Source organism: Olivibacter sp. LS-1 (assembly GCF_008245145.1).
Taxonomy (GTDB): domain Bacteria; phylum Bacteroidota; class Bacteroidia; order Sphingobacteriales; family Sphingobacteriaceae; genus Olivibacter; species Olivibacter oleidegradans.
On sequence record NZ_CP041643.1, the window covers coordinates 1,656,525 to 1,682,229 of the forward strand.

The 25,705-nt window shown below is 42.2% G+C and carries 15 protein-coding genes; 12 read left to right on the forward strand and 3 right to left on the reverse strand.

Annotated features, from left to right (window positions below; translation table 11 throughout):
• Positions 1-60 precede the first annotated feature (60 nt).
• Positions 61-3,324 carry a SusC/RagA family TonB-linked outer membrane protein gene (locus tag FKG96_RS06695; RefSeq protein ID WP_207303755.1) on the forward strand — a complete coding sequence of 1,088 codons (3,264 nt, stop codon included), beginning with the start codon at positions 61-63 and terminating at the stop codon, positions 3,322-3,324.
• 31 nt (positions 3,325-3,355) lie between these two features.
• Positions 3,356-4,954 carry a RagB/SusD family nutrient uptake outer membrane protein gene (locus FKG96_RS06700; protein ID WP_130856147.1) on the forward strand — a complete coding sequence of 533 codons (1,599 nt, stop codon included), beginning with the start codon at positions 3,356-3,358 and terminating at the stop codon, positions 4,952-4,954.
• 73 nt (positions 4,955-5,027) lie between these two features.
• Here FKG96_RS06700 and FKG96_RS06705 read toward each other — a convergent pair whose 3' ends face one another.
• Positions 5,028-5,387: a hypothetical protein gene (locus tag FKG96_RS06705; protein ID WP_130856148.1), complete on the reverse strand. Its 360-nt coding sequence runs from the start codon at positions 5,385-5,387 to the stop codon at positions 5,028-5,030.
• 204 nt (positions 5,388-5,591) lie between these two features.
• On the opposite strand from FKG96_RS06705, the gene FKG96_RS06710 reads away from it, so the two are divergent.
• From FKG96_RS06710 to FKG96_RS06755, 10 genes are all read left to right on the forward strand, one after another.
• Positions 5,592-6,254: an HAD family phosphatase gene (locus FKG96_RS06710; protein WP_041387246.1), complete on the forward strand. Its 663-nt coding sequence runs from the start codon at positions 5,592-5,594 to the stop codon at positions 6,252-6,254.
• 168 nt (positions 6,255-6,422) lie between these two features.
• Positions 6,423-6,983 (forward strand): RNA polymerase sigma-70 factor, encoded by a 561-nt coding sequence (locus tag FKG96_RS06715; RefSeq protein WP_130856149.1) that lies wholly within the window; start codon positions 6,423-6,425, stop codon positions 6,981-6,983.
• Between the two features lie 67 nt (positions 6,984-7,050).
• Positions 7,051-8,220, forward strand: a complete 1,170-nt coding sequence (locus FKG96_RS06720; RefSeq protein WP_130856150.1) for a FecR family protein — start codon at positions 7,051-7,053, stop codon at positions 8,218-8,220.
• Between the two features lie 170 nt (positions 8,221-8,390).
• Entirely contained in the window at positions 8,391-11,708 is a 3,318-nt protein-coding gene (locus tag FKG96_RS06725) for a TonB-dependent receptor (RefSeq protein WP_246860249.1), read from the forward strand.
• A 10-nt stretch (positions 11,709-11,718) separates the two neighbouring features.
• Positions 11,719-13,194, forward strand: coding sequence for a RagB/SusD family nutrient uptake outer membrane protein (locus FKG96_RS06730; RefSeq protein WP_242627194.1), 1,476 nt, complete (start codon positions 11,719-11,721; stop codon positions 13,192-13,194).
• Between the two features lie 29 nt (positions 13,195-13,223).
• Positions 13,224-14,501, forward strand: a complete 1,278-nt coding sequence (locus FKG96_RS06735; RefSeq protein ID WP_130856153.1) for a polysaccharide pyruvyl transferase family protein — start codon at positions 13,224-13,226, stop codon at positions 14,499-14,501.
• Positions 14,502-14,623: 122 nt separating this feature from the next.
• Complete coding sequence (locus FKG96_RS06740; protein WP_130856154.1) at positions 14,624-15,661, forward strand: linear amide C-N hydrolase; 1,038 nt, start codon at positions 14,624-14,626, stop codon at positions 15,659-15,661.
• 318 nt (positions 15,662-15,979) lie between these two features.
• Positions 15,980-16,627 carry a hypothetical protein gene (locus FKG96_RS06745; RefSeq protein ID WP_130856155.1) on the forward strand — a complete coding sequence of 216 codons (648 nt, stop codon included), beginning with the start codon at positions 15,980-15,982 and terminating at the stop codon, positions 16,625-16,627.
• 408 nt (positions 16,628-17,035) lie between these two features.
• The gene (locus FKG96_RS06750; protein ID WP_149105276.1) at positions 17,036-20,134 is read left to right on the forward strand and encodes a SusC/RagA family TonB-linked outer membrane protein; all 3,099 of its coding nucleotides are present in this window, start codon (positions 17,036-17,038) and stop codon (positions 20,132-20,134) included.
• A 12-nt stretch (positions 20,135-20,146) separates the two neighbouring features.
• Positions 20,147-21,712 carry a SusD/RagB family nutrient-binding outer membrane lipoprotein gene (locus FKG96_RS06755; RefSeq protein WP_149105277.1) on the forward strand — a complete coding sequence of 522 codons (1,566 nt, stop codon included), beginning with the start codon at positions 20,147-20,149 and terminating at the stop codon, positions 21,710-21,712.
• Between the two features lie 102 nt (positions 21,713-21,814).
• On the opposite strand, the gene FKG96_RS06760 is transcribed toward FKG96_RS06755, so the two are convergent.
• Together FKG96_RS06760 and FKG96_RS06765 are read right to left on the reverse strand one after the other, a co-directional pair.
• Positions 21,815-22,243, reverse strand: coding sequence for a nuclear transport factor 2 family protein (locus FKG96_RS06760; RefSeq protein ID WP_149105278.1), 429 nt, complete (start codon positions 22,241-22,243; stop codon positions 21,815-21,817).
• Positions 22,244-23,308: 1,065 nt separating this feature from the next.
• Entirely contained in the window at positions 23,309-25,702 is a 2,394-nt protein-coding gene (locus FKG96_RS06765; protein ID WP_130856159.1) for a sugar-binding domain-containing protein, read from the reverse strand.
• Positions 25,703-25,705: the final 3 nt, after the last annotated feature.

Sequence of the window (25,705 nt, forward strand, 5' to 3'; positions counted from 1 at the left end):
GTCGCCGCCATGTTCATCAATTTAAGTTTAAGGACCTAATATTAATAAACCTGTACTCAAATGTATAAAAATTATACTGCATTTGTTTGCGCTATTGCTATGCGCAAACGATTTAGACTTTTCCTGATTATGAAGGGGATTATGATCCTAGTGTTCCTCGCCCTCCACGCTCAAGCTGCGATCTATGGACAAAGCATTAATCTCAATCGAAAAAACGCCCTTTTAAAAGATGTATTTCGAGAAATCCGTAGGCAGAGCGGCTACAACATTTTAATTGATGCTAATTTGTTGGAGAAAACCCGACCTTTTAACGTAACACTTTCGAAAAAAAATATAAACGAAACGATGCAGCAAGTGCTGCAAGGGCAGGGGCTATCATATGAGATTATGCAGAAAAACATCATCGTATCGAAAATTGAAACAACGTATATATCACTTCTTGATAATAAGAATAGCTCAAAGAAGAGACAAAGCATGGTTGATGGTACGGTACGTGATGCAAAGGGAAAACCTTTATCAGGAGTGACGATTGTAGTAAAGGGCTCGAATATCGGTGTGATTTCCGATGAGGACGGTAAATATAGGATAGAAGTTCCGAGTGATGCAACACTCATATTTAGCATATTGGGCTTTGCTTCCGTGGAAGTGAACACGAAAGGCCGCATCAAAGTGGACGTGGTGATGGAGGAAGAGGATAAACAAATGGAGGAAGTGGTGATAACCGGTTACAGTACGATTGAGAAGAGACATATCGCGTCATCTGTTGCCGAATTGAATATGGATAGAGCAACCAATAGGCCTATTTTTAAATTGCAGGAGGCCTTCAGTGGTACTTTGCCGGGTGTTACTTTAATGCAAGGTAATAATATGCCGGGAAGTGTGCCGGGGACTATTTCCATTCGAGGGGTCGGTACTTTGCAAGGCGCCGAACCTTTGGTGATCGTAGATGGCATGGAGCAGAGCCTGACCGACCTTGATCCCAATCAGATTAAAAGCATCAACGTCCTAAAAGATGCTGCTTCAGCTTCTTTATATGGATCGCGTGGTGCCAATGGAGTTATCATTATTGAAACGAAACGAGGCCAAACCGGTCAGTTTAAGGTCGACCTACATTCTTGGACCTCATTCAATGAGCCTATTGATAAACCCAATTTTGTAAGGGCAGCGGATTATATGCGCTTAAATAATGAGGCCCATCGGGCACAGGGGCAATCGCTGCTTTTTACAGATGAGCAAATTGCCTTAGCTGATCAAGGGCAGTATACGGAAATAAACTGGTTGGACCAAGTCATGCAACAGCGGGCGCATGCACAGAACGTTACAGCCAGTATATCCGGTGGCGGAGGTGTAGGGACTTTTAATCTGATGCTCGGCTATATTAACGAAAGCGGCCTTAATCAGTACGAAGGGTCGGAGAAGTTTAGTGCCCGCTTTAATACCAATATCAATGTAGCAGACAAATTTGTGCTATTGGCTGATTTTTACGCACATCGCTTGCAAGTGGACCGGTTACAACTCAGCGATATTGATGATGATCCCAGTGGAAATTGGTTGTATGAGGATGCTTGGAAGATGAATCCAACTCAACCTGTTTTTTATGAGTCGGATAAACCGGAGCATTATATTTTACATAATAACCTAAACCCCTTGGCCTCTATTGCGCATGGAGGAAGAAGAAATAATATGTACGATGTAAGCACGATCAACTTGCGACCCAAGTATTTTTTGAAAAGTAATTTGTTTTTGGAAGGAAATGTTTCTTATACCATTAATAAGTCGGCGAGCAAAATTAAGCGCTCTACTTTTATGTTTTATGATGGAGACGGTAAACCTGCAGCCACCTGGGCCAATTATGTTGGCGCAAAACAGGGCGTAAGTGTGAGCCAACTTACCGCACGGGCGAATATTAATTACGAACAAGATCTAAGGGGGCAAAAGGATAAGCTCTATCTGATTGCAGGTTCAGAAATTATGAATTATAACTACACGGATTATAGGGAAGTTAGCAAGGCCTCTTTTTTTGGTAAGGTAAATTACGCTTTCGATAATCGTTATATCGTCGAGGTTACGGCCCGGGCGGATGGTAGCAGCAAGTTTGCTCCAGGGCATCGTTGGGGAATGTTCCCTTCTGCTGCTATCGCATGGAATGCCCAAAATGAAAAATTCTTTGACAATATACGTTCATCAGGAGCAATTACGAATCTCAAACTGCGGTTTTCATATGGACGCATTGGAAATGAAAATGTAGACCCCTATCTATGGCAGGAAAATGTAAATGATTGGGGTTGGACGATGCGTGTACCTAATCCCGAATTTTCCTGGGAAAAGCAAAAGCAATGGAACGTTGGGTTAGATTTGACTGCATTGAACGATCACCTTAGTTTAACAGCCGAAATTTACAATAAGCATTCATACGATCTTATCTATGGACGTTTTCCGGTGCCACCGCTTACAGGATCTAATAACCTCGAATCGGCTGTCAATATTGGCGAAGTTGAAAATAGGGGGTGGGAAATCAGCGCGCAATGGTCTGATAAATTAGGTGATTTTAGCTATACCATTGGAGGAATGTTGTTTGATAATCGTAATAAAGTCTTAAAAGCTGGATACGGAGCAAATGATACATTAATTTTTAAAGACAATGAGAATAAGATTTGGTATCCTGGAATCGCCTTAGATAATTATTACGGATACCGAAGCAACGGTTATTTTCAAAACCAGGAAGAGGTCAACAATACAACAGCTAAATTACCGAATACCCTGCCGGGAGACATCCGTTATATCGATCAAAATGGTGACGGTATCATCAACGAGATGGACCGGGTAGACTTGGGCGATCCTTTTCCGCACATGAACTATGCAATCAATATAGATCTGCGTTATAAGCGCTGGGATTTTACGGTGTTGGGACAAGGTGTAGGCAAGCGCACTGGATGGGTGAGCGGCTTGGAGGGCTATCCTGTACTAATGGATGGTACAAATAATAGCTTCGGCACACCTCGTCAGGAATACATGGATAACCGTTGGACGCCCGAAACACCGAATAGCCGGTTTCCGAGAGTATGGACCGGTGCCAGTTCTAATGCAGTACTCAGCGATGTTTGGCTAAGTAATGCGGCCTTCTTCCGTATCAAAATGATCCAACTGGGTTACACCATCCCTCGATTGGTTAAGGGAATTCAAAATGTGCGGATCTATCTAAATGCGCAGGATGCTTTCACCTTCACGAAATGGGAAGGTTTAGAACCAGAGAGGAACGGTGGTAATGGAAGTTATCCACGCATGGCTATTTATAGTATCGGCCTTCGTGCCACAATTCTGTGAGCGTTATTTCAATGACAACAAAAAATAAGAGATGAAAAGGAAATTATTTATACTGATTTTATTAAGTTATATAGCGTGTGGCTGCGAGAAATTTTTGGACAAAACGGATCCTACAGCAACAACGTTTCAAGAGTTCTTTGTAGATGAAGATGATTTACGCAGGGTGGTGTATAGCACTTACCTGGATGTTTTTACCAATCGGAGTGATCGTCGTTTATTGTCTTACATGAAAGATGCTCGATCGGATAATGCGTATAGTCGCGCCGAAAGTGACCATCATCAACGCATAGCGAACGGTACCTTTAACAGTAATACAAGGGCCTTTGAATACTATTGGACCATTCATATGAAGCATATCGGTCGGATAAATACGTATCTGGCAAATATCAATGTGCCTTATGTAGAGGACGAAGCGGTAAGGCAAAGATATAAAGCCATTTTGGAAGGCTTACGCATTTGGCATTATTTTGAAGCCGTTATGCGCTGGGGAGATATTCCGTTTGTGTTGGAACCAACTACGATTGAGGGATCCAAAGTAGCTCCTACCCCAAAGGCCCAAGTATTGGATAACTTATTCAGCATGGCTGTTGAGGTAGCGAATCGGTTGCCCGATAATGAATATACGACTAATAAATACATGTTTAATCGATACTCGTTTAAAGCCTTGATTATGCGCTATGCTTTATTCAACGAACGTTATGAATTAGCCGCCCAACTGGCAAAGGAGATCATGGATAGTGGTAAATATCAATTGTATAGCAGCTATCGCGATTTGTTTCAATACGAAGGTGATACAAAAAACAAGGAATTTATTCTTCATATGGAACGGGAGAGCGTGGGAAATGCAGCGACTTATTCATTCCGCGATCTTGGGCCACATTTCCGAACAGGGAATGGTCAATCATATGCAGTGCCTTTGAAATCGCTGGTAGATGCTTACTGGACCTTACAGGGACGTCCGATAGATCAATGTCCATTGCATACAAAAGAAGAATATGAACTCAATCCGGGGTTGAATCGGGATCCACGTTATGCTGCTAGTATTATGGGACCCGGTGATACTTTTTATGGAGAAAAAATTGATATCTACACGCCCGGCAATCCGATGTTCTATGAAAATCAACGCGCCAGTAAATCGGGGTATTGGTTTCGAAAGTTTGTATCGGAGGCCGATGCGTTTAGAGACGGAACCCTGACTTTCGGTTTAATTCGATACGCGGAGGTCCTACTAACTTATGCGGAAGCGAAAATTATGTTGGGTCAAATCGACGAGCTGGCGAAAAGCTGTATTAATCTGGTGCGTGAACGTGCGGGTTTAGACATGTCAGTAGCTAATGTAACTTTACCTGCCTACAGCGCTTATACACAACAACAATGGGTTGAATTACTCCGCAACGAACGACGCATTGAGTTTGCAGGAGAGGGGCTTCGTTATGAGGATATACTTCGTTGGCGCATTGCTGAGGAAGTATTGAGCCAGCCTGCACTCGGACACACACGTTTAGTGAATGGAAAAATGGTGTCGTTGAAAATCGAAGATCGTCACTTTGCACCACATAATTACTTGTGGCCTTTCCATCAAACGGTACTGAGGGTGGAGCCTAATTTAAAACAAAACCCAGGGTATTAACTTATATTGTAATAGATGAGAAGAAAATCTAGTCGATAAGGCTGGATTTTCTTCTCCAATTTAGAGCGATCTATTATAACCTTCGGATGCGGTTCATAATATTCTCCCGATGTTCCAGCATATCTTTCTCGTCTTTTTGAAGATATCGGAGCTGCTGTGCGCGATCTGTTTTGTCAGCACTATCTTCTTCTTCTTTTGATGGAAGATTTCCTAGGCTACGTACTTGATCGAGGTGTTGAAACAGATTGCTAAGTGCCCGATGAACGTTGCGAAGATATTTCTCGTTAATTGAATCGAGGTGTGAATTGGTTAATTCCCCTACGTCCTGAAAGGAAAGTTTCGTGATTTTATTGTTTGTAATTTGAGCAGAAAAATCTTGCGAACTTGGAAAATCCCAATGTAAATCGTGAACAGTAGTTGTTGTAATTTCCATAGTAAATGCGTTTAAAATCAATACTATCCATAATAGTACAATAGCCGTACCAAAGTACCTTTAGCGGGTATCAAATTAGGAAAATATTGACGAGGGATTAATTATCCTAGTGTAATTTACAAAAGTTTTATTTAATAAGGTAAAACCCAGCTTTTCTTCGCATTTTGCATCAGCTATAGTGAAGAAATAAGTAAATGTAAAAATATGATGCTAAAAAAACCAAAAGCAGTGTTATTCGATTTAGACGGAACTTTAATAGATTCAGAGTGGTTTTACTATAAAGCTTGGAAAGCGGTGTTAGCCACTTACGGCTTTATACTGGAAAGTGAATTATGGCTTACATCGCTTGCCGGTAAAACAGATGTTCAGGCAATTGATGTGCTACAAAAACAATATAATTTCCAACCGGATGTTAATGAGTTCTTGTCAAAAGTAAAATCGAAAGTAGCACAGCAGTATGATGAAGAATTAGTACCATTGATGCCTGGGGCAAAAGAGCTGATTAGTTATCTGCATAAAGAAGAAATCGTGATCGCTCTTGTTACTTCCAGCAAGCGGGAAGTTGCTATTTACTATTTGGAAGCCCATGATTTGATGAAATATTTTAGGTGCTTAGTGACGCGTACGGAAGTTAAGAATACCAAGCCACATCCCGAGCCGTACCTTATGTGTGTAGAGCAATTAGGGGTAGACAAGCAGGATTGTCTGGTACTGGAAGATTCTGTAACGGGAACAACCGCGGCAAAGGCCGCCGGGTTGATGTGCTGGGGTGTACAGACACATGAGTCGATTCGCCAATCTTTACTAGTTGATCGTATGTTTGATAATCTTCACCAGGTATTGGAAGAGTTTTTAGCAGTTAGTTAGTAGTTAGCGGTTAGCTAATAGTTGTTAGTTATTGGTTTTTGGTTGTTAGCTTGGGAACTAAAGCCGAATTGCTGCTATCTTTTTCTGATTCCTATTTTATTTTATACCTTTACAGAAAGGGGCTTCTCAGTATACTCCTTTATTATCTAACCAATTATAAACATCGAAATGCATATCGGAGGTGGTCAATGCAATCTAGGTGACAATGCCGTTTTCGAACGGACGTATAAGACCTACTATGCCGCACTTCGTTTCTTTGCAACAAAATATGTGGGGGATGACGAAAGTGAAGATATTATCGAATCGCTATTTCTTCGTCTCTGGAAGCAGAAGAAGGTGTTAACAAATGAGACGCATCTGAAAGCGTTTCTATATCAAGCTACCCGAAATGCCTGCCTAGACTTTATCAAAACACAGGGACGAATACACAAAAGACATAGCGTTTGGCTTGATCAATGTGAAGAAGTTGAACAGGACTATCTCCATGATTTAATCCATACTGAGGTGTTGGCGGAATTATATAGAGCAATTCAGCATCTACCCTCTCAATGTAAGCATGTGATGCAATTAGGATTTGTAGAAGGCCTAACGAATGAAGAGATTGCTCAATCCTTGGATCTATCTGTACAGACGGTAAAAAACCACAAAGTAAGAGCTTTAAGAATGCTGAAAAAGCAATTTGCAGGAAGTGTTTCGGGGCTCTTATTCATTCACCTTTTTCTTTCTTAAAAAAATAAGTAATCGAATAGGTACGTCTTTCTTCGTTTGTCGTATATAAGGTAAAAATTTGCCGAACATGACGAGCAAGGCCTTTTATAAACAGGAACATATTATTTATTTACTTTCGAAACGATTGCAGCAGCCGCTTTCTATAGAGGAGGAAGAGGAAATCGTCGTTTGGCGTCAGACATCCCAAGCCAATCAGCTACTTTTTGAACAATTAAATGATCCTTCCAAGGTGAGCTCGTGGTTAGCGAAAATGAAAGCTTACGACCTTGAAGCTAGCATGGACCGTATTAAGAGGCGAATGGTGGTGAATAGCAAAAGACAAAAACAAAGAACGGTCTATTGGATGGCCGCTTCTATACTGATTTTTCTGTGCATGGGAGGGTTATTTATGTACGAAAAGAACCATAAAGAAGTTAAGCAAATGATTCCGCCTGGCCGCCCGATAGCGCAGTTGAAGTTACATGATGGCTCGACGGTCGATTTGGATCGCCTATCAGCTGGAGAAAGCACTTCGCGTGCCGGGGTGCGGATTACTAAAACTGCTGACGGCCAAATTACTTGTAATTATACAACTGTAAGCGGGAGGAAACCTGTTGCCAATTACAATACCATCGCGACGCCGATAGGCGGTGAGTATCGAGTCGTTTTACCTGACGGTTCGCTCGTATGGTTAAATGCCAATTCTTCTTTAGCGTTCCCTTCGCAGTTTACTGAGCGCAAGCGTAATGTGCGACTAACAGGCGAGGCCTATTTCGAAATTGTACATGACGTTGGACGTCCCTTTATCGTGAATACTAGACAACAGACTATCTATGTTTTGGGAACAAAATTTAATGTGCAGGCGTATCAAGATGAGCTAGCAATGAAAACAACGTTATTGGAAGGTGCTGTTCAAGTCCGAACAGCCCATCAACAACAAGTGCTAAAAGTAGGAGAGGAGGCCCGTTCTTATGTGGCTGATGATCGATTGGATATTGAACGAGCGGACATAGAAGCCGCGCTTGCTTGGAAAAACGGATATTTTGTCTTTAACGATGAAAATATTGTTGATATCATGAAGAAAATAGGACGCTGGTATCAGATCGATGTTACTTATGTGGGAGATATGGAGGATAAGATTTTTGCCGGTACTTTTTCTAAAAGGAAGAGCCTGCAGCATCTGTTAAGCAGTTTAGCTGCTACGGGAGAGATTACTTACGAAATAAAAGGAAGGAGGGTGACGATTATGTCTGAGTAATAGAAAAAGCTGACCGGAAATGCGCTAACACTTCCGGATCAGTAGCTTAAAGCTGAACATTAGGTCAATTCCTTTTCGTATTAAACAAACCTAATAATCAAATGTACAAAAAAAATACTGCATGGAATAGTGTTGCACTTTTGCGCTGTTTCTTAAAATTAATAGCGGTAATGAAGCTCATTTTCATCTTAACCATCATCTGTAGCCATTGTTATGCGATCAGCTTGGCGCAGCGAGTTACCTTAAAGGTTAACAACGTTGCGATAAAAGAAGTAATGCGGCGGTTAGGAAAAATGACAGGCTATGATTTTATCTATAATGTTGATCGTTCTAACACCCTGAAACAGGTGTCTATCGACGTAAAAGAGACGCCCATAGAAGAGGTATTAAAGCAGTGCTTTTATCCTTTAAAGGTAGAAATCGTCTCGAAAGAAGAAAAAACTGTTGTATTAAAACTAAGTGAGCGATCCTCTCTTGGAGGGGTAAGCCTAGGGCCACCAGAGCTGTCACAGTTAATAATAGAAGGACGTGTAACAGACAAAGATGGAAGAGGCTTGGAAGGGGTCTCTGTTTTTGTTAAGGAGCATCCAAAAGTAGGTACGATAACGAATAGTGATGGCTATTATTCATTATCTGTTCGGGACGGAGCCTTCATCGTGTTCTCATTTACCGGCTTCCAACGGAAGGAAGAGTCAATTGGGCAGCGTACACAGATTAATGTGACGTTGGCCGAACAGGAGTCGGCATTAGACGAAGTAGTAGTAGTAGGATATGGTACGGTGAGACGAGGAGATTTAACAGGAGCAGTATCTACCGTAGGGGAGAAGGACATTCGCGCTACGCCAATTGTGGCCTTAGACCGCGCCATGCAAGGGCGGGTGGCGGGCGTCAATGTTACCACAAACTCGGCTAGGCCCGGGGGAGCCACTACGGTACGCATTCGTGGCACAGGTTCCGTTAACGCAGGCAATGAACCTTTATATGTTATTGACGGCTTCCCGACCAGCGATCTCAACTCTATTAACATCAACGACATCGAATCAATGGAGGTCCTGAAAGATGCGTCAGCGACAGCTATTTACGGATCGAGAGGTTCAAATGGCGTCATCATGGTAACTACACGTAGAGGAAAAGTCGGAAGATCCATTGTGAGTTACGACGGTTATTATGGAGAGCAGAGCGTACGACGAAAAATCCCCCTGTTGAATGCCCGGCAGTTTGCAGAATTTGTCAATGATGCCAATGTTAATAATGGTTCGGTGCCCTATTTTGACGGAAGTAGTGACGAACGTCCGTTGCCTTCAAGTTTAGGTGAAGGTACAGATTGGCAAGATGTCATCTTGCGCAAAGCACCTATACAAGATCATCAATTAGGTATATCAGGTGGCTCCGAAAAAACGCGCTATGCCATTTCGCTTGGCTATTATGGACAAGACGGTATCGTTATTGGTTCTGATTTTAAACGTTATTCACTTCGGACAAATGTAGATAGTGATGTCTCAAGTCGGCTGAAAGTGGGCCTATCTGCACAGGGTGTACACACTTCCAGTAATAGCGCGCGTACGGAAATAGCGGGCAATACCGCTTATGAAAGTGTGGTTTCTTCAGCTTTGAACTATTCGCCAACTTTTCCGGTATGGAATTCCGATGGAGCTTACTTTACTAACCAGGGACCCCTCAATGGTTTGGGGGCTGATAATCCCTATGCAATGTCACAGGAATTCACCAACAAAGGTTCTTTGATTCGATTTTTAGCAAATACCTATGCAGAATTTAAAATCAGCGATCATCTGAGATTTAAAACTACATTGGGCGCCGATTTACAGTCCAATAAGGCAAGCAATTATATTTCACGCCGGGTAATTACAGGTGCGAGCTTAGGCGGAAGCGCTTCTGTCGCATCTGCACAAACTATCAACTGGTTAAACGAAAATACCTTGACTTATGAGCGCACTTTCGGATCGATTCATCAACTTAACGCATTGCTAGGGTACAGCTATCAGCAGTCTGATTATGAAACGGCCACGGCCAATGCCAATACTTTCAATGATGACTTTGCTAAATATCATAATTTGGGAGCCGGGTCGACACTTATTCCGGCTAGCTCAGGTGTAAACCAGTGGCGATTGATTTCATATATCGCACGAGTCAACTACGGTTTTGACGATCGGTTCTTACTGACACTCACCGGTAGAAGGGATGGATCCTCTCGTTTTGGCACCAATAATAAGTTCGGTTTTTTCCCCTCCGGTGCGTTTGCTTGGAAAGTACGGAATGAAACCTGGATGCAGGATTTGAAATATTTATCAGACGCAAAACTTAGGATCAGTTATGGACTTTCCGGCAACCAGGAAATTGATAATTACCGTTTTTTGGCAAATATTACACCGCTTCCCTATGTGTTGGGCGGAGCATTATTAACAGGTAATGCACCTCAGGGAATAGCCAACCCGGATTTACGTTGGGAAAAGAACGCGCAACTTGATATTGGATTGGACCTTGGGTTCTTTGATAACCGGCTATCCTTCACCGGTGACTACTATGTGAAAACAACTTCGGATCTTTTGTTCAGTGTAGGAGTCCCCACGAATTCGGGTTTTTCTTCAATGCTCCAAAATATCGGTCGCGTGCAGAACAAGGGAGTTGAGCTAGCATTGAATAGTACCAACATTGATCATGGTGGTTTTCGTTGGACGAGCGCTTTCAATATAACATTCAATAAAAATAAGGTACTTGCGCTTGATAATCGCACAGAGTTTAGAGCGGGTAGTGATGCACAAGTGCATAGAACAAATATCAGTCCGATTTTAATGCGTGTGGGAACGCCGATAGGCAATTTTTATGGGTTTAAAATGGAGGGTATTTTTCAAAATGAAAACGAAATTGCAGCCTCAGCACAACCTAACGCAAAGCCCGGTGATATACACTATGCAGACATTAATGGCGATGGTATTTTTAATGATGAGGACCGTACGATTATCGGGAATGCAAACCCGGATGCTTTTGGTGGCCTTAATAATACGATCTCTTATAAGGGTTTTGATTTAAATATCTTTATTCAAGGCACCTTCGGGAATGAGGTTCTCAATTACGGCACTTTTGACCAAATGAATATGACGGGAGGAAATAACCAGTCAACCCGTGTGTTAGACCGGTGGACTCCTACCAATCCCAGTAATTCGGTGCCGCGGGCCAACGCGGCTGGTGGATCTCGATTGCTTTCCACACTCCATGTGGAAGATGGGTCTTACATTCGTTTTAAAAATATTTCTTTGGGTTATACTTTGCCTACCAGTTGGTTACGGTCACTCTCGGTTAGTTCCTGTCGTATTTATATCACGGGTCAAAACCTCTTTACGATCACTTCTTATACCGGGTATGACCCCGAAGTAAACAGGTTCGGAAGTGATACGATAAGCCAAGGTATTGATTATGGGGCCTATCCGGCGGCGAAAACGTATTTGTTGGGACTGAATGTTAAATTTTAATATGGAAAATATGACATACACGAAACGAGTAGTTTTAGGCTACATAAAAACGATTGTTTCGCTCTCATGCTTGGCAATGATATTGTTTAACTGTGAGAGCCGATTGGATGTAACACCCCTCTCCAATTTAACAGACGCGACGTACTATAAAACCGCGGAAGATGCAAAAGCTGCGTTAGGGGCTTGTTATGCGAGTATAAGTAATCCGGATGTCTTTATTGATTTAGCTACTTCCGATGATGCTGTTCCGTTTTTGACGGGGGACGCTAACCGCCCGCTGTTGTGGCGCTATGATATAACACCCGATAATGCTTTTATTCGCTTCTATCCAGCTGCTTATACGAGCATTAATCGGTGTAATATTGTTATCAATCGATTGCCAGCGATTGCGATGGATGAAAACCTGAAGCAGCGTTATATTGCCGAAGCAAAATTTTTACGGGCATTGGCTTATTTTAATTTGGTACGCCTTTACGGAGGGGTTCCTATTATGACAACTGAAACGGATGGCTTGGAAGGCTTGGAAGTTGCCCGCGCCTCTATAGACGAAGTATATCAACTTATCGAGAGTGATTTGTTAGCAGCGGAACAGGTACTTCCACTATCATATGACGGAATCGATAAAGGGCGGGCGACGCAAGGTGCCGCCCAAGGTGTTTTGGCGAAGGTTTATCTTACTAGAGCGGGCACAGACCGCGGTTCACCTTATTGGCAACAGGCAGCGGCTAAAGCAAAGGAAGTGATGGATCAAGGGGTTTATGATCTTTATCCAACTTTTGCCCAAGCCTTTTCGTTACAGGCGAGGGGAGGTATAGAAAATGTATTTGAAGTTCAGTATTTAACCGACGTACGGGGGCATAGTTTGGGGAGAGGGTACGGTATTCGCTCCGCGCCGATTTATCCAGGCGGTGGTGCCGGTATTGCACGAGTAGCAGCAAATCTTTTTAATTTATATCAAGACAACGATCAACGGAAAGCAGTTTCTTTTATTACCTCTTACAGCTATCAAGGAAAGACGGTTGAATTATCGGTTACTGATCCGAATCCCGCCAATGCGGTATCTTTCCAAAAACTCTGGGACAAAACGGCGACAACAAATGGTGGGGAGGGAACCAGCTTTCCGATTTTACGATTTGCGGACGTATTGTTGATCTATGCCGAGGCGAGTAATGAGCGTGATGGGGCCCCGTCTGTGGAAGCATATGAAGCACTTAACCGAGTGAGACAACGCGCAGGTATTAATGCACTGGGTGGTCTTGATTATGAGTCTTTTCGAGCGGCTGTTTGGCTGGAGCGCCGATTAGAATTAACTTTCGAAAATAACAGACGATTTGATCTAATACGAACCGGCCAATTACTACAAGCCATTAAAGCAGATACCGGCTTTGGACGAAATGCACAAATTCAAGAACATCATACCTTGTTGCCTATTCCGCAATTGGATATGGATGTTAATCCACTACTGGAACAGAATCCGGGGTATTAATTAAAGACAAATTATTAAAAAGAATTTTTATGTTAACACGAAGAGCATATATAAAGAATTTAGGAACATTGACTGCAAGTGTACTCCTATCCCAGAATTTGTTTGGGCGAAGTTTGAGGAAAAAAGTTGTATTACTTCGTTCATCTTGGCAAACGGTCAACATAGGTGATATTGGCCACACCCCTGGCGTACTCGCCTTACTTGAAAAGCATTTGCCGGACGTGGAAGTGCGCTTGTGGCCGATGAGTATCAATAACGGCGTAGAACCAATGTTACGAAAGCGTTTTCCACACGTGAAGATTGTACAAGGTGAAGCCGATCTGGCGCGAGCCTGGCAGGAGAGCGATTTTTTACTGCATGGCTCGGGACCGTCTTTGGTTGCTGCTAAAGATATTGCTCGGTGGAAAGAGGAAACAAGTAAACCTTATGGCATTTATGGAATTACATTTCCCGGATTTTACGGTCCGCCGACTTCCGGACAGGAAGCTGCATTAGCGAAGAATATTGAATTGCTCACGACAGCACAGTTTTGCTATTTCCGGGATTCAACATCACTTCATTTTGCGCAAGAACATGGCGCGCGTTGTCCTGTTATGGAATTTGGGCCTGATGGTGCTTTTGCCGTGGATCTAAGTAATGAAAAGGCTGCCAGGAAATTTCTTGAACAGCATGATTTAGAGGAAGGTAGCTTCTTGTGTGCTATTCCTCGGCAACGTTATACGCCATGGTGGGAACTTCCTGAAAAGAAAGCGAAATTTGATGGACGCAAAAATGCACGTAATGAGGAAATGCGTGAGCATGATAATGCGCCGATTCGGGAAGCGATTATTGAAGTGGTACGTCAGACACCAATGAAGGTATTGGTATGTCCGGAGGATGGAACTCAGGTAAAGTTGGGAAAGCAAATCATTATGGACAAATTGCCACAAGATGTACGTAATAAAGTAGTTTGGAAAGACTCTTATTGGCTAACGGATGAAGCCGTGAGTACTTATAGGCTCTCAGCAGGATTATTTGGATTGGAAATGCATTCCCCAATTATGTGTATCGGAAACGGTATACCCGCTTTGGTTGGTAGGTTTGAAGAACAAACCTCTAAAGGAATCATGTGGAAGGATATTGGCTTGGATGAATGGTATTTCGATGTAGATAAACCGGAGGATGTGAAGCGGATTTTACCGGCAGTTTTAGCACTTGCCAAAAATCCAGAGGAAGCCAAGCAAAAGGCTTTAGACGCGAAAGTAAGAGTGGATACACTCTTTGCAGCTAGTATGGCAAGACTGGCTAATGAACTAGAACAGCGGTAGTATAAAGTCCCTCGGGAAAACAGGAGACTAATTAATAAATGCACAAATTGAGCTCGGTCAGAACATTTGTGCATTTATTATTGTTCAATACGTAACAGCCAATTTGTTTATCAAATCGTTTTATGAGAAAATCAATACTATTAGCATTCATACTTTTTGTTTGTTCGGTTAAAACGGATGTAAAAAGTTGCACACGCGTGGTCTACAAGGGTACGAATGGCACCTTGTTAACAGCTCGTTCTATGGATTGGAAAGATGATATTCTTACAAACCTCTGGATTTTTCCGCGCGGGATGGAACGAAGCGGGGAGGTGGGACCAAAATCCATCCAATGGAAATCAAAATATGGAAGTGTAATTGCTTCCGGCTATGATATTTCCACAACGGATGGCATGAATGAGAAGGGGCTGGTAGCTAATGTCTTGTGGTTAGCCGAGTCTGAATATCCTATTTGGAATCAACAAACACCTGGTTTATCGATTGCACTATGGGCACAGTATGTACTTGATAATTTCGCAACCGTATCAGAAGCTGTAGACGCTCTTCAAGATGAGAAAATCACGATTATAACGGCAAATGTACCTGGACAGGAGCGCTTGACTACCTTGCATCTATCACTTTCGGATGGAACAGGAGACAACGCTATTTTTGAATATATTAAAGGCAAACTGGTGATCCATCACGATACGTCCTATAACGTGATGACAAACTCACCTATTTTTGAAAAGCAGTTAGCATTAAATGAATATTGGTCAGAAATCGGAGGAACTGTCATGCTGCCGGGAACGAATAGAGCAGTAGATCGCTTTGTACGTGCTGCGTTCTATGCGAATTCAGTTCCCAAAACGGCCGATCGCAGAATTGCAGTAGCAAGTGCTTTCAGTGTTATTCGGAACTGCTCTGTTCCATTTGGAATTTCTACACCTGATCAACCTAATATATCCTCTACGCGTTGGCGTTCGGTTTCAGACCATAAGAATTTAGTTTATTATTTTGAAACCGCCCTTACTCCTAACACATTTTGGGTCGATTTCAAAGACGTAGATTTTTCGGAGAATGCAGCGGTGAAAGTGCTTAAAATTAGTAATGGCGAAACTTACGCTGGAAATGCTGCCAAAAAATTTATAATAAGTAAACCTTTTAAATTTCAGGGCTTGTAAACGTATAAGGGACAGCATAGATCTTTTTTGGCCAACGAACACTGCTTGCTATTTCCAGTGCTTAACATATCGTTAACGATTAGAAAACCCTGCTTGCTGTATATTTTATCTTTTCTATTTAAAGACATACTAATTGTTGGAAAAGAACGAAGGCTGTGAATGTTGGCTAAATTAAGCCTTGAATAAAGAAAATCGATATTTAAAGACTAATTTATCGCCGATAACGTTTATGTTATCATAGCCATAAATTATATCATCATGATCTTTATATATAATCGTCAAATTTTTTACTGTATAACTCTTGGTATATTTTTTTCAATGCCTTATCTAGCTTTTTGCCAATTTGGAGGAGGTCTGAGCGTGGAATTGGGAGCCGGAGCCACTCAGCTTTACGGTGAAATGATGCATAAGCCACTGAAATTTGGCTATCATATAGGCGCTGATTATATTGTGATTCCTTTTATGACAGTTGGTGTGCAAGGAATGATGGGTCGACTTGCTGCTAACGATCCGATGGGACGAATGGCCAAAAATAATTACATGGGCGCTAACATCAATGCAAAAGCGCGCTTAGGGTTATTGTGGATCGATGACAAGGAAAATTTCGAGTTGACTTATATCCGTGAACATTTTTTCAGATCCTTGATCCGTAATATTTATGTAGGCACAGGGATTGGTTTATTGCGAAATGAAATTGATGCAAACCGAGGAACGCCAAATGATGCACATTTGGTAGGTGAAGATGAAAGCAGCGCGGTATTTGTGCCATTAAATTTAGGTATTGACATTCCCTTTGGCTATTCGATAAGCGGACCAACTTGGGCTATCAACGCAAATGCTCAACTGGGACTTTACTTTGGGGATGAATTAGACGGTTACGCCAATATGTATAGTCGGCATGATGACCGCCTACTCTATTTTTCGCTTAGTATTAAAAAATCTTTCTTAAATCGTGCGACGCGATGACCTCATGTATTCAGCTTCAAAGTTGTTTTAATTCCGTTAGAATTACTGCCAACGATGGCATTTTTCTACATTTTGTGGAGATTTTTGTGGTTGGCAGGTGCGGGTGAGGATCATCCTCTGTTATTTGTCAAAAAAGAATCAATCGACAATCAATATATCTGTATATATTTTATAACTGGTTAAGTGTTTGAATAACAATTGATAATTTGGAGGCCAGTTAAATGAATCACCTGAATATATAAGCCCTTTTCACCTGCGTAAATTTTTTTATCTGTTTAAACGCATAGTCAGTGCAAGTACGGCAAAATAATTGTTGCTAAAACGTTTAATTCTATTGGGATTAGGTTATAGCTTGACCGGTTTGCGCTATCGGTCCCTCTACAAGTTAAATATTGTAATTTTTAAACTATGTTTCAGTACTACAAAATGCTCCTTGGAGCTGTATTTTTCTTTTTGCTGAGTACAGCTCAATTGTATGCACAGCAAACGATTAAAGGAACGGTGAAAGATGAATCAGGCCCATTACCCGGCGTTACCGTCATGGTTAAGGGACAGCAACAATCCGTTCAGACTTCGCCCAACGGAGTCTACGAAATCAAAGCGAAAAAAGGAGAAATCCTTGTTTTCACCTATATCGGTTATACTCGAAAGGAGGTGGCTGTTGGTGATAATCCAATAATGAACGTTACCCTTGCTCCGGAAACCAATGCGCTGAATGAGGTCGTCGTAAGTGCGTTGGGGATTAAACGCGAATCGAAAGCTTTGGGTTATTCCACCACCCGGGTAGAGGGGGATAAGTTTACCCAATCGCGTGATGTAAACTTGGGTAATGCCCTTACCGGTAAAGTTGCCGGGGTTAGTGTCTCGAATAATGCCACAGGAGCTTCCGGTAGCAGTCGGGTTGTGATCCGAGGTAATGCTTCGATGACGGGCAATAACCAACCGCTGTATGTTATTGATGGTGTGCCGTTCGACAATACCAATCAAGGCAGTGCGGGACAATACGGCGGACTCGACCTCGGTGATGGTTTATCGAATATCAACCCCGATGACATTGCCGACATTCAAGTATTGAAAGGTGCGGCAGCTTCAGCTCTATATGGTTACCGTGGCGGTAATGGTGCTATCTTAATCACCACAAAAAGTGGGAAGGCGGGTGAGGTCTTATCTGTTGAGCTGAATAACAACTTCACCCTGAACAATATTATCGACTTCAGAGATTTTCAAAACGAATACGGACAAGGTACGCAAGGGGTAAAACCTACTTCGGCAACTTCCGCGCTTAACTCAGCTGTTTCCAGCTGGGGGCCTCGATTTGATGGTTCCGAAGCAGTGAATTTATTAGGTAATACTTATACCTATTCTCCCGGGCCGGATAATTGGAAGAATTTCTATAGAAACGGTATCAATAACCAAACCTCAGTTGCTATTGCCGGAAGTAGTGAGAAGGTGCGTTACCGCGTTGGCTTATCGAACTTATATAACAATCCCAACATTCCCAATTCGAACATGAAGCAACAGGGAATTAACACGAATACCAGCTATAAGATTACTGATAAGCTAGAGTTAACCATTACTGCGAATTATATCTTTGAACAGGTAAAAAATCGGGCTTTGTTAGCTAATAACTCTACGAATATTAATGCTTCAACCTTGTATTTAGGAAATGGTTACGACATTCGATGGCTAAATCCCTATCGTAACGCTGACGGGAATGAATTGCTTCCTGGAACAAACCTCTACTTCAACAATCCATATTTTTTAGCCTACGAACATCAGAACAATACGGATCGTAACCGCTTAACCGGGGCGGCGACACTGAAATATGATATCTTAGACTGGTTATCTATTCAGGGACAAGTGAGTAGGGATGGTTATGTTTTTCAATTTAGAAAGGTAACGCCTACCGGAACGGCTTATGCAAATGGAGGCGAGCTGACAGAATATGAGCGTAACTTCCGCGAACTGAACGCCAACTTTTTGATTACCGCGAATAAGAAGATCGGTGAGAATTTTAGTATCAACGCGTCGTTAGGCGGTAATCACCAGGACAACATTAACCGTGCCTACGGCCTGTTAGGCGGTGCCGCGGGACCTTTTATTGTGCCTTATGTGTATAATATTAATAATATCAATGCACCGAATACTAAATATGTGCCCGAGTACGAGCGTTTTCGAGTAAACTCTTTTTATGGTACGGCAGACTTTGGTTATAAGGATTTTCTATTCTTGAACTTCACAGGAAGAAACGACTGGTTCTCCACTTTAAACCCTAGTAACAACAACTATTTCTATCCGTCAGTGAGCACCAGTTTTGTATTCAGTGAGGCCTTCGATTTACCGGAAGCAATCAGCTTTGCCAAATTCAGAGCCTCTTATGCTGAATCGTCCAATGGAACAACTCCTTATCAGAATTTACTGAATTTTTCTTTACGAACTTATGATAAGGACGGAGTGCCATTGGGTTACGTAAAGAATGAGAACGTGCCGAACACGAATCTGCGGCCCGTTCAAATTCGTGAATATGAGGCTGGTTTAAATATGCAGTTTTTCAATAATCGTTTAAGCTTTGATGCTGCAGTTTATCAAAAAGATACAAAGGACGATATTGCCATCATCAGTACGAGTACAGCTTCCGGCTTTAATGCAGCTATTCAGAATATTGGTGAGGTGCGTAATCGGGGTATCGAAGGATTGATTTCAGGAACACCTGTCCAAAACGACAACTTTACGTGGAATACAAGCTTAAACTTGGCCTTTAATGATAGTGAAATTAAGTATTTAGGTGAAGGTGTAAATGCCTTGACCATCCAGGGGTCAGAGGCGGCTTACGGAAGTGGCGTGGTCGTGAGTAATGTGGTTGGTATGCGTTATGGCCAGATTATGGGTTTTGCCTATAGACGGGATGATCAGGGGAATATTATTTATGGTTCGGACGGTAATCCGTTACGTACGGATGGTGTCGTACCATTAGGTTCGGGCGTTTACAAAACAACCGGTGGATTCTCCAATCAATTCAAATACAAAAACTTCTCTTTGTCTGCATTATTCGACTTTAAGTTTGGCGCCAAATTGTATTCAGCGACCAACCTACTTTTATATAATGCGGGTTTGCATAAAGAAACACTAAATGGACGTGAAGGTGGAGTTATTGGAGCCGGCGTTACCGAAGATGGCAGTCCGAATACCGTGGCGGTACCGGCACAAAATTATTATCAAAATTTAGCCATCAATAATAACATTGCGGAAGAGTTTGTATACGATGCAAGTTTTATTAAGTTGCGTGAGTTATCGTTGGGTTATACCTTGCCGAGTAGCTTTTTGCAAAAAATGCCTTTTAAGGCTGCTACTATCTCACTGGTTACCCGCAACCTGGCGACCTTGTTGAAGCACACGCCGAACATCGATCCGGAGTCTGCTTACAACAATTCAAATGCACAGGGGCTAGAGGCTACATCCAATCCCCCTGTAAGAAGTTTTGGCTTTAATCTTAATGTTAAGTTCTAAAAATATTATCCAATGAGATATTCTAAGTCCATATTGACCTTGGCTTTGGCAGCGACTACCTTTTGGAGCTGTACCAAGGATTTTGAAGCAATCAATACCGATCCGAATGCAATCCCGGAGAATGGGATGGATTATAATTTATTATTCTCTTCAGCTCAAGTGTACCATGCAGGCACTGATTATAATGTTTGGCGAAACGGTTTAATCTATTGTGCTACCATGGTGCAGCACCTCGCTTCTACACAAAGTTATTGGAACGGTGATAAATATACCTATGATGCGGCTTATAATGCTGCACACTGGGATCGTGATTATCCAAATGCTGTGAAAGACATTACCATGGTGCTCAGCAAATTCAAAGACGATCCTGCAAAAGCTAATGCTTATCACATCGCCCGTATTATGCGTGTTGCAATCTTTCAAAAGATGACGGACTTATACGGTGATATTCCGTATAGCGAAGCAGGGCTGGGCTACTTGGATGGTGTTGGCTATCCGAAGTATGATACCCAGGAGGCAATCTATCATGATTTATATAAAGAGTTGGACGAGGCAGCAAGTGCGCTAGACGCGAATGCCGCCAATACTTTATCGACGGCTGATTTAATTTACGGCGGTAACGTTGATAAATGGAAGAAGTTTGCCTACTCATTCATGGTGCGTTTGGGGCTGCGTTTGTCAAAGGTAGACCCTCAAACCGGTAGTCAATGGGTAAACCGAGCATTAGAAGGTGGTGTATTTACCGGTAATGATGACAATGCCATGATGCAGCATCAGTTAAATACGACGGATGCGGCCAATGCATACGGAAAGGTATTGGTTTATCAAGATGCTAACGCATCGCGGGTGAGCGAGGCTTTTATCAATCAATTAAAAGGCACCAATGACCCTCGACTTATTTATATCGCTACGGTAGCTGAAGCACCTCAATTGGCTTACGGGAATGCAAACTATGATTTGGGAGATACTACAGCTTCCAAGCAATTAGGTATGCCAAACGGTTATGATGAATTGGGCGCTGAAACGGATATTTCAAAAGCGCCGAACTGGCCGGGAAATCTTAACAACTATTCGATTGTGAATCGTTATACCTACGCGCGTTTGGATGCACCAAGCTTTCTATTGACTCATGCAGAAACGCAACTGTTATTGGCTGAGGCAGCAAATCGTGGTTGGATAGGGGGTGACGCCAAGACCTACTACGACGAAGGGGTAAAAGCGGCCATCTTGCAGATGAACCAGTTGGGGGCGTCACCGGCCATCACAGAGTCACAGGCCACAGCTTACTTAACTGCTAACCCATTTGATGCCAATCAGGCGTTGGAACAAATTAATACGCAATATTGGATTGCAACGTTTATGGATGAGTACGAGGCTTGGACAAATTATCGGCGTTCAGGCTATCCAATATTAAAAGAAGTAAACTATTTTAATAATGTGACGAATGGCAAGGTGCCCCGTCGTTTTACGTATCCAACCAGCGAAGCATCGATCAATACCGCGAACTATAATGAAGCGGTTTCCCGTTATCGTAACGGGGATCGAATGACTTCGCGTATGTGGTGGGACGTGGAATAATAGGAGACTTATATACGTAAAAAGTAAGCCACGGTTTTAAAACGTGGCTTACTTTTTACGTATTTGTTTCCTGTTTTCAGACCTTCTGCAAAGGCTTACGACCTATCTATAAGTAGTAGTTACTTGGTTGATCTTCCATCCGTTGCCTTCTCGACATAATTGAACATATTCAACTTTTGTAAAATCCGGGTATTTCATTTCTATCTGCGCAAGCGCAAATTGAGCACTTTGTTCGATTACATTGTATTGGGTTTTACAATTTTGTTTTAAATTTTTGTTCTGTTTTAAAAAATTAATTACCTGTGCTTTGGTGTGGCTATGAACAACACCTTTACCCGGGGTGTTACGTTTAAAGTTTTCGGTAAATAATTCTTCCAGATTTTCTGTACGGCCTAAGGTAATACCATCTATGTATTCATGGATAGTGCTTTCTGCTGTATTTAAGTTTTTATCTGTTGTTGCAGCATTAGCAAAAGCACTTGAAGTAATAACTATAATGGCAGCGATGATGGATTTAATGGAGGTTCTCATGACTTTACGATTTAAAGGGTTAATTTTTTATTATTTGCTGTTATATTTTGTTCTTTGATTCAAAGGTAAAGCAAAGGAACATGCGGCTCGAGTGAAATTAGGTGAGCTATGCGGAGAACTCGGTAAATAGCAGGGATTTTTCGGTGAAAATTGGCGAGTCGTTAAATGATGGAGTAGTTAAGAAGTAGTTGAATAGTTGAGTCGTTAAATAGTTGAGGTATTATGTTTGAAATAGTTGAGTAGTAAGTAGGGAAGTAGTTGAGTCGTTGAATGGTTGCAGTAGCAGCAGTATTCGGTAACACCTACAGCTTAGCGCTTATTGCTTATAGCTTAATAGCCAATGTGATAATGAGAGGGGTTAGTGCGACTGAAAGCTGATAGCCGACTTCTGACAGCTTGTTAATGAGCCAATGAGATAATGAGAAGGGCTAGCGCGACTGAAAGCTGATAGCCGACTTCTGACAGCTTGTTAATGAGCCAATGTGATAATGAGAAGGACTAGTGCAACTGAAAGCTGATAGCCGACTTCTGACAGCTTGTTAATGAGCCAATGTGATAATGAGAAGGGTTGGTGCGACTGAAAGCTGATAGCCGACTTCTGACAGCTTGTTAATGAGCCAATGTGATAATGAGAAGGGTTAGTGCGACTGAAAGCTGATAGCCGACTTCTGACAGCTTGTTAATGAGCCAATGAGATAATGAGAAGGGTTAGTGCGACTGAAAGCTGATAGCCGACTTCTGACAGCTTGTTAATGAGCCAATGTGATAATGAGAAGGGTTAGTGCGACTGAAAGCTGATAGCCGATTTCTGACAGCTTGTTAATGAGCCAATGTGATAATGAGAAGGGCTAGCGCGACTGAAAGCTGACCTCTGATAGCCGATCACTTAAAACCTATAACATAGAACTTATAACCGACAGACAGACTATCTAAAGCTGAAAACCGAAAGCTGATTGCTGAAAGCTCATGGATAGCAAATATGTTTGCTATCCATGAAATGGTACTACCTGAAAATAGGGGTTTATTATTAAGCTGTATGCAAGAAACAACTGTAAAAATCCGATGTTAGAGCTGCATTTTTACAGCCGGATAAGAAGCGGATTTAATGGTTACAGCTACATTTTTATCGGGCTCTTGTTTATAAATATAAATTAATACTTTCCCGTGATGCAACTGATTACGAAGTGATAAATAACTTGTTAGATTTTGATGATTTCCATTTTCCATTCCTTTAAACTCACCCGGCCCGTCAATTTGTACTTCTATTGCATCATTAGCCATGTATACGGGATTGTCATTTTCATCAACCGCTTGCACCAATATCTCTTTTAATTTATCAGTTTCGTTCTCGTTCAAAATCCGACAAGCTAGTTGAGTCGGTTTGGTAGTAGATCGTAGCGTGTAAGTAGCGACCTGTTTTTGATCAAGATAGGCTCTTGCTTCCAACGTACCAGGCTCAAAGGGGATATCCCAATAGATGTAACCGGTGTTGGAATCTTGTTTTGCTTTTCTTCCTAATGACTTTCCATTTAGGAAGAGTTCTACTTCTTCAGCGTTTGAAAAAGAAGTAACTCTCTGCCGTTTACCATAAGTAGGCTCCCAAATGGGATCCGCTTTCTTGTGACTCCAGATACCGCTATCATCACCATCGGGAATAGGCGAGGTGCCAATGTAAACCATGGGTTTTGTTGCCCATAAGCTCTGTCTGAAATAATACTCCGGCTTTGGCAAACCCGCGAGATCTAATAGCCCTGCGCCATTACTTCTTGTAGGCCATTTGCCAGCCTCGCCGAGGTAGTCAATACCGGTCCATAGAAATTGTCCGGAAATATAATCGTTTGTATCTACTGCAAGCCAAGCTTTATATTGCATACCGTTTTCACTGCCATAGATAACACGTGATGGGTATTTAGCGTGATCCGCTGCATAGCGATACTCTTGATAGTTATAGCCAACTATATCTACGTTTTCAGGATAGGTTGTCGTATTTGACATGACTACACCTGCCAGGGCCGCTGTAATGGGGCGAGTAGAATCGACGCTCTTTGCAGCTTCTGCCAGTGATTTTGAAAGCACACTAAGTCGACTGGCCGGCGGATGGTCAGCCAAATAACCCTTTCCATAAATTTGTGGATTGTTCCCCCCGCTCAGGATTTCATGACTATAAGGATCATTGGGATAATCAACCTCATTACCGATACTCCACATAATAATGGAAGGCCGGTTTCGGTTTCTTCGAATCATGTCTTTGACATCGGTTTGGGACCACTCTTTAAAATGCTGATGATAGCCGTCTTTTCCGGGGCTGCCTACATTCCATCCCGAGATCCATTTGTTTTTACCAAATTCCCATTCGTCGAAAGCTTCATCCATCACTAATAGGCCGAGTTCATCACACAAAGTGTAAAAGAAGTCAGCGTGTGGATTATGGCTCATACGTATCGCATTTACTCCACCTTCTTTTAATGTTTTAAGTCTTCTGCGCCAAACACTCTCAAAAGTAGCAACTCCCAAGGCGCCTGCATCGTCATGAATACAAACTCCCTTTAGTTTCATGTTCTGATCGTTTAGAAAGAAACCTTTGTTGGCATCGAATCGAAAAGTTCGGAATCCCACTTTCTCTTGATAACTGTCGATGGCTTTATTAGCCTTTGTAAGTTCTATAGCCAGGGTATAGCAATAAGGATTTTCTATCGACCATCGATTGGGATTTAAAAGATGTAATTTGGCGGTTGTTTGCTGTTCTTTACTGCCGGTTAAATGGACTTGCTGTTTTTCTTGAGCGACGGTGTTACCGCTTTTGTCTAACAAAGAAACCGTTAGTGTCACATCGGAAGTTAAGGCCTCTTCATTGATTAGATCAATATCCACTGTTGCATTTGCTTCCCTGCCGTTCAGGGTAGGGGTTTGAAACGTAATCCCCCAAGTGGCAAAATGTAGCGGCTGCTGCTTGATAAGATATACGTTACGGTAAATGCCGGAGCCGGTATACCAACGGGAGTCAGCAAATTGACTGTGATCTACCTTTAACGCCAGTACATTTTCTCCACTCTTTAGATACGGGCTAAGGTCATAAAAAAAAGGGATAAAGCCGTTGGGACGTTTACCCAAGTAATGACCATTGACCCAAACTTCTGCATTTTTATAGACACCGTCAAAATAAATACTGTGTTTGCCCTTGACATCTTGTGATGATAGCTTAAATGTTTTGCGATACCAACCGACGCCACCTGGAAGGTAGCCGGTAGCACTTGCCCACCGACTATCAAAAGGGCCGGCGATGGTCCAATCATGGGGCAATACTACCCGCTGCCAGCTTTGATCGTTGAATGATTTTTCAGAGGCCTGCGAAATGTCCCCTAAGTGGAACCTCCATTGATCATTAAAAAGTACTTTTTGTTGGGCCATAGCCGATAATCCGAAGATTATGGCCATCAGTATGCTGACAAATTCTTTCATGAA

What these genes read in the sequence shown, in the direction of transcription:
- FKG96_RS06750 (WP_149105276.1), top strand. Translation starts at nt 17,036, where the DNA reads ATGTTTCAGTACTACAAAATGCTCCTTGGAGCTGTATTTTTCTTTTTG.
- FKG96_RS06720 (WP_130856150.1), top strand. Translation starts at nt 7,051, where the DNA reads ATGACGAGCAAGGCCTTTTATAAACAGGAACATATTATTTATTTACTT.
- FKG96_RS06705 (WP_130856148.1), bottom strand. Translation starts at nt 5,387, where the DNA reads ATGGAAATTACAACAACTACTGTTCACGATTTACATTGGGATTTTCCA.
- FKG96_RS06740 (WP_130856154.1), top strand. Translation starts at nt 14,624, where the DNA reads ATGAGAAAATCAATACTATTAGCATTCATACTTTTTGTTTGTTCGGTT.
- FKG96_RS06755 (WP_149105277.1), top strand. Translation starts at nt 20,147, where the DNA reads ATGAGATATTCTAAGTCCATATTGACCTTGGCTTTGGCAGCGACTACC.
- FKG96_RS06700 (WP_130856147.1), top strand. Translation starts at nt 3,356, where the DNA reads ATGAAAAGGAAATTATTTATACTGATTTTATTAAGTTATATAGCGTGT.
- FKG96_RS06760 (WP_149105278.1), bottom strand. Translation starts at nt 22,243, where the DNA reads ATGAGAACCTCCATTAAATCCATCATCGCTGCCATTATAGTTATTACT.
- FKG96_RS06745 (WP_130856155.1), top strand. Translation starts at nt 15,980, where the DNA reads ATGCCTTATCTAGCTTTTTGCCAATTTGGAGGAGGTCTGAGCGTGGAA.
- FKG96_RS06730 (WP_242627194.1), top strand. Translation starts at nt 11,719, where the DNA reads ATGACATACACGAAACGAGTAGTTTTAGGCTACATAAAAACGATTGTT.
- FKG96_RS06765 (WP_130856159.1), bottom strand. Translation starts at nt 25,702, where the DNA reads ATGAAAGAATTTGTCAGCATACTGATGGCCATAATCTTCGGATTATCG.
- FKG96_RS06735 (WP_130856153.1), top strand. Translation starts at nt 13,224, where the DNA reads ATGTTAACACGAAGAGCATATATAAAGAATTTAGGAACATTGACTGCA.
- FKG96_RS06715 (WP_130856149.1), top strand. Translation starts at nt 6,423, where the DNA reads ATGCATATCGGAGGTGGTCAATGCAATCTAGGTGACAATGCCGTTTTC.
- FKG96_RS06695 (WP_207303755.1), top strand. Translation starts at nt 61, where the DNA reads ATGTATAAAAATTATACTGCATTTGTTTGCGCTATTGCTATGCGCAAA.
- FKG96_RS06710 (WP_041387246.1), top strand. Translation starts at nt 5,592, where the DNA reads ATGATGCTAAAAAAACCAAAAGCAGTGTTATTCGATTTAGACGGAACT.
- FKG96_RS06725 (WP_246860249.1), top strand. Translation starts at nt 8,391, where the DNA reads ATGAAGCTCATTTTCATCTTAACCATCATCTGTAGCCATTGTTATGCG.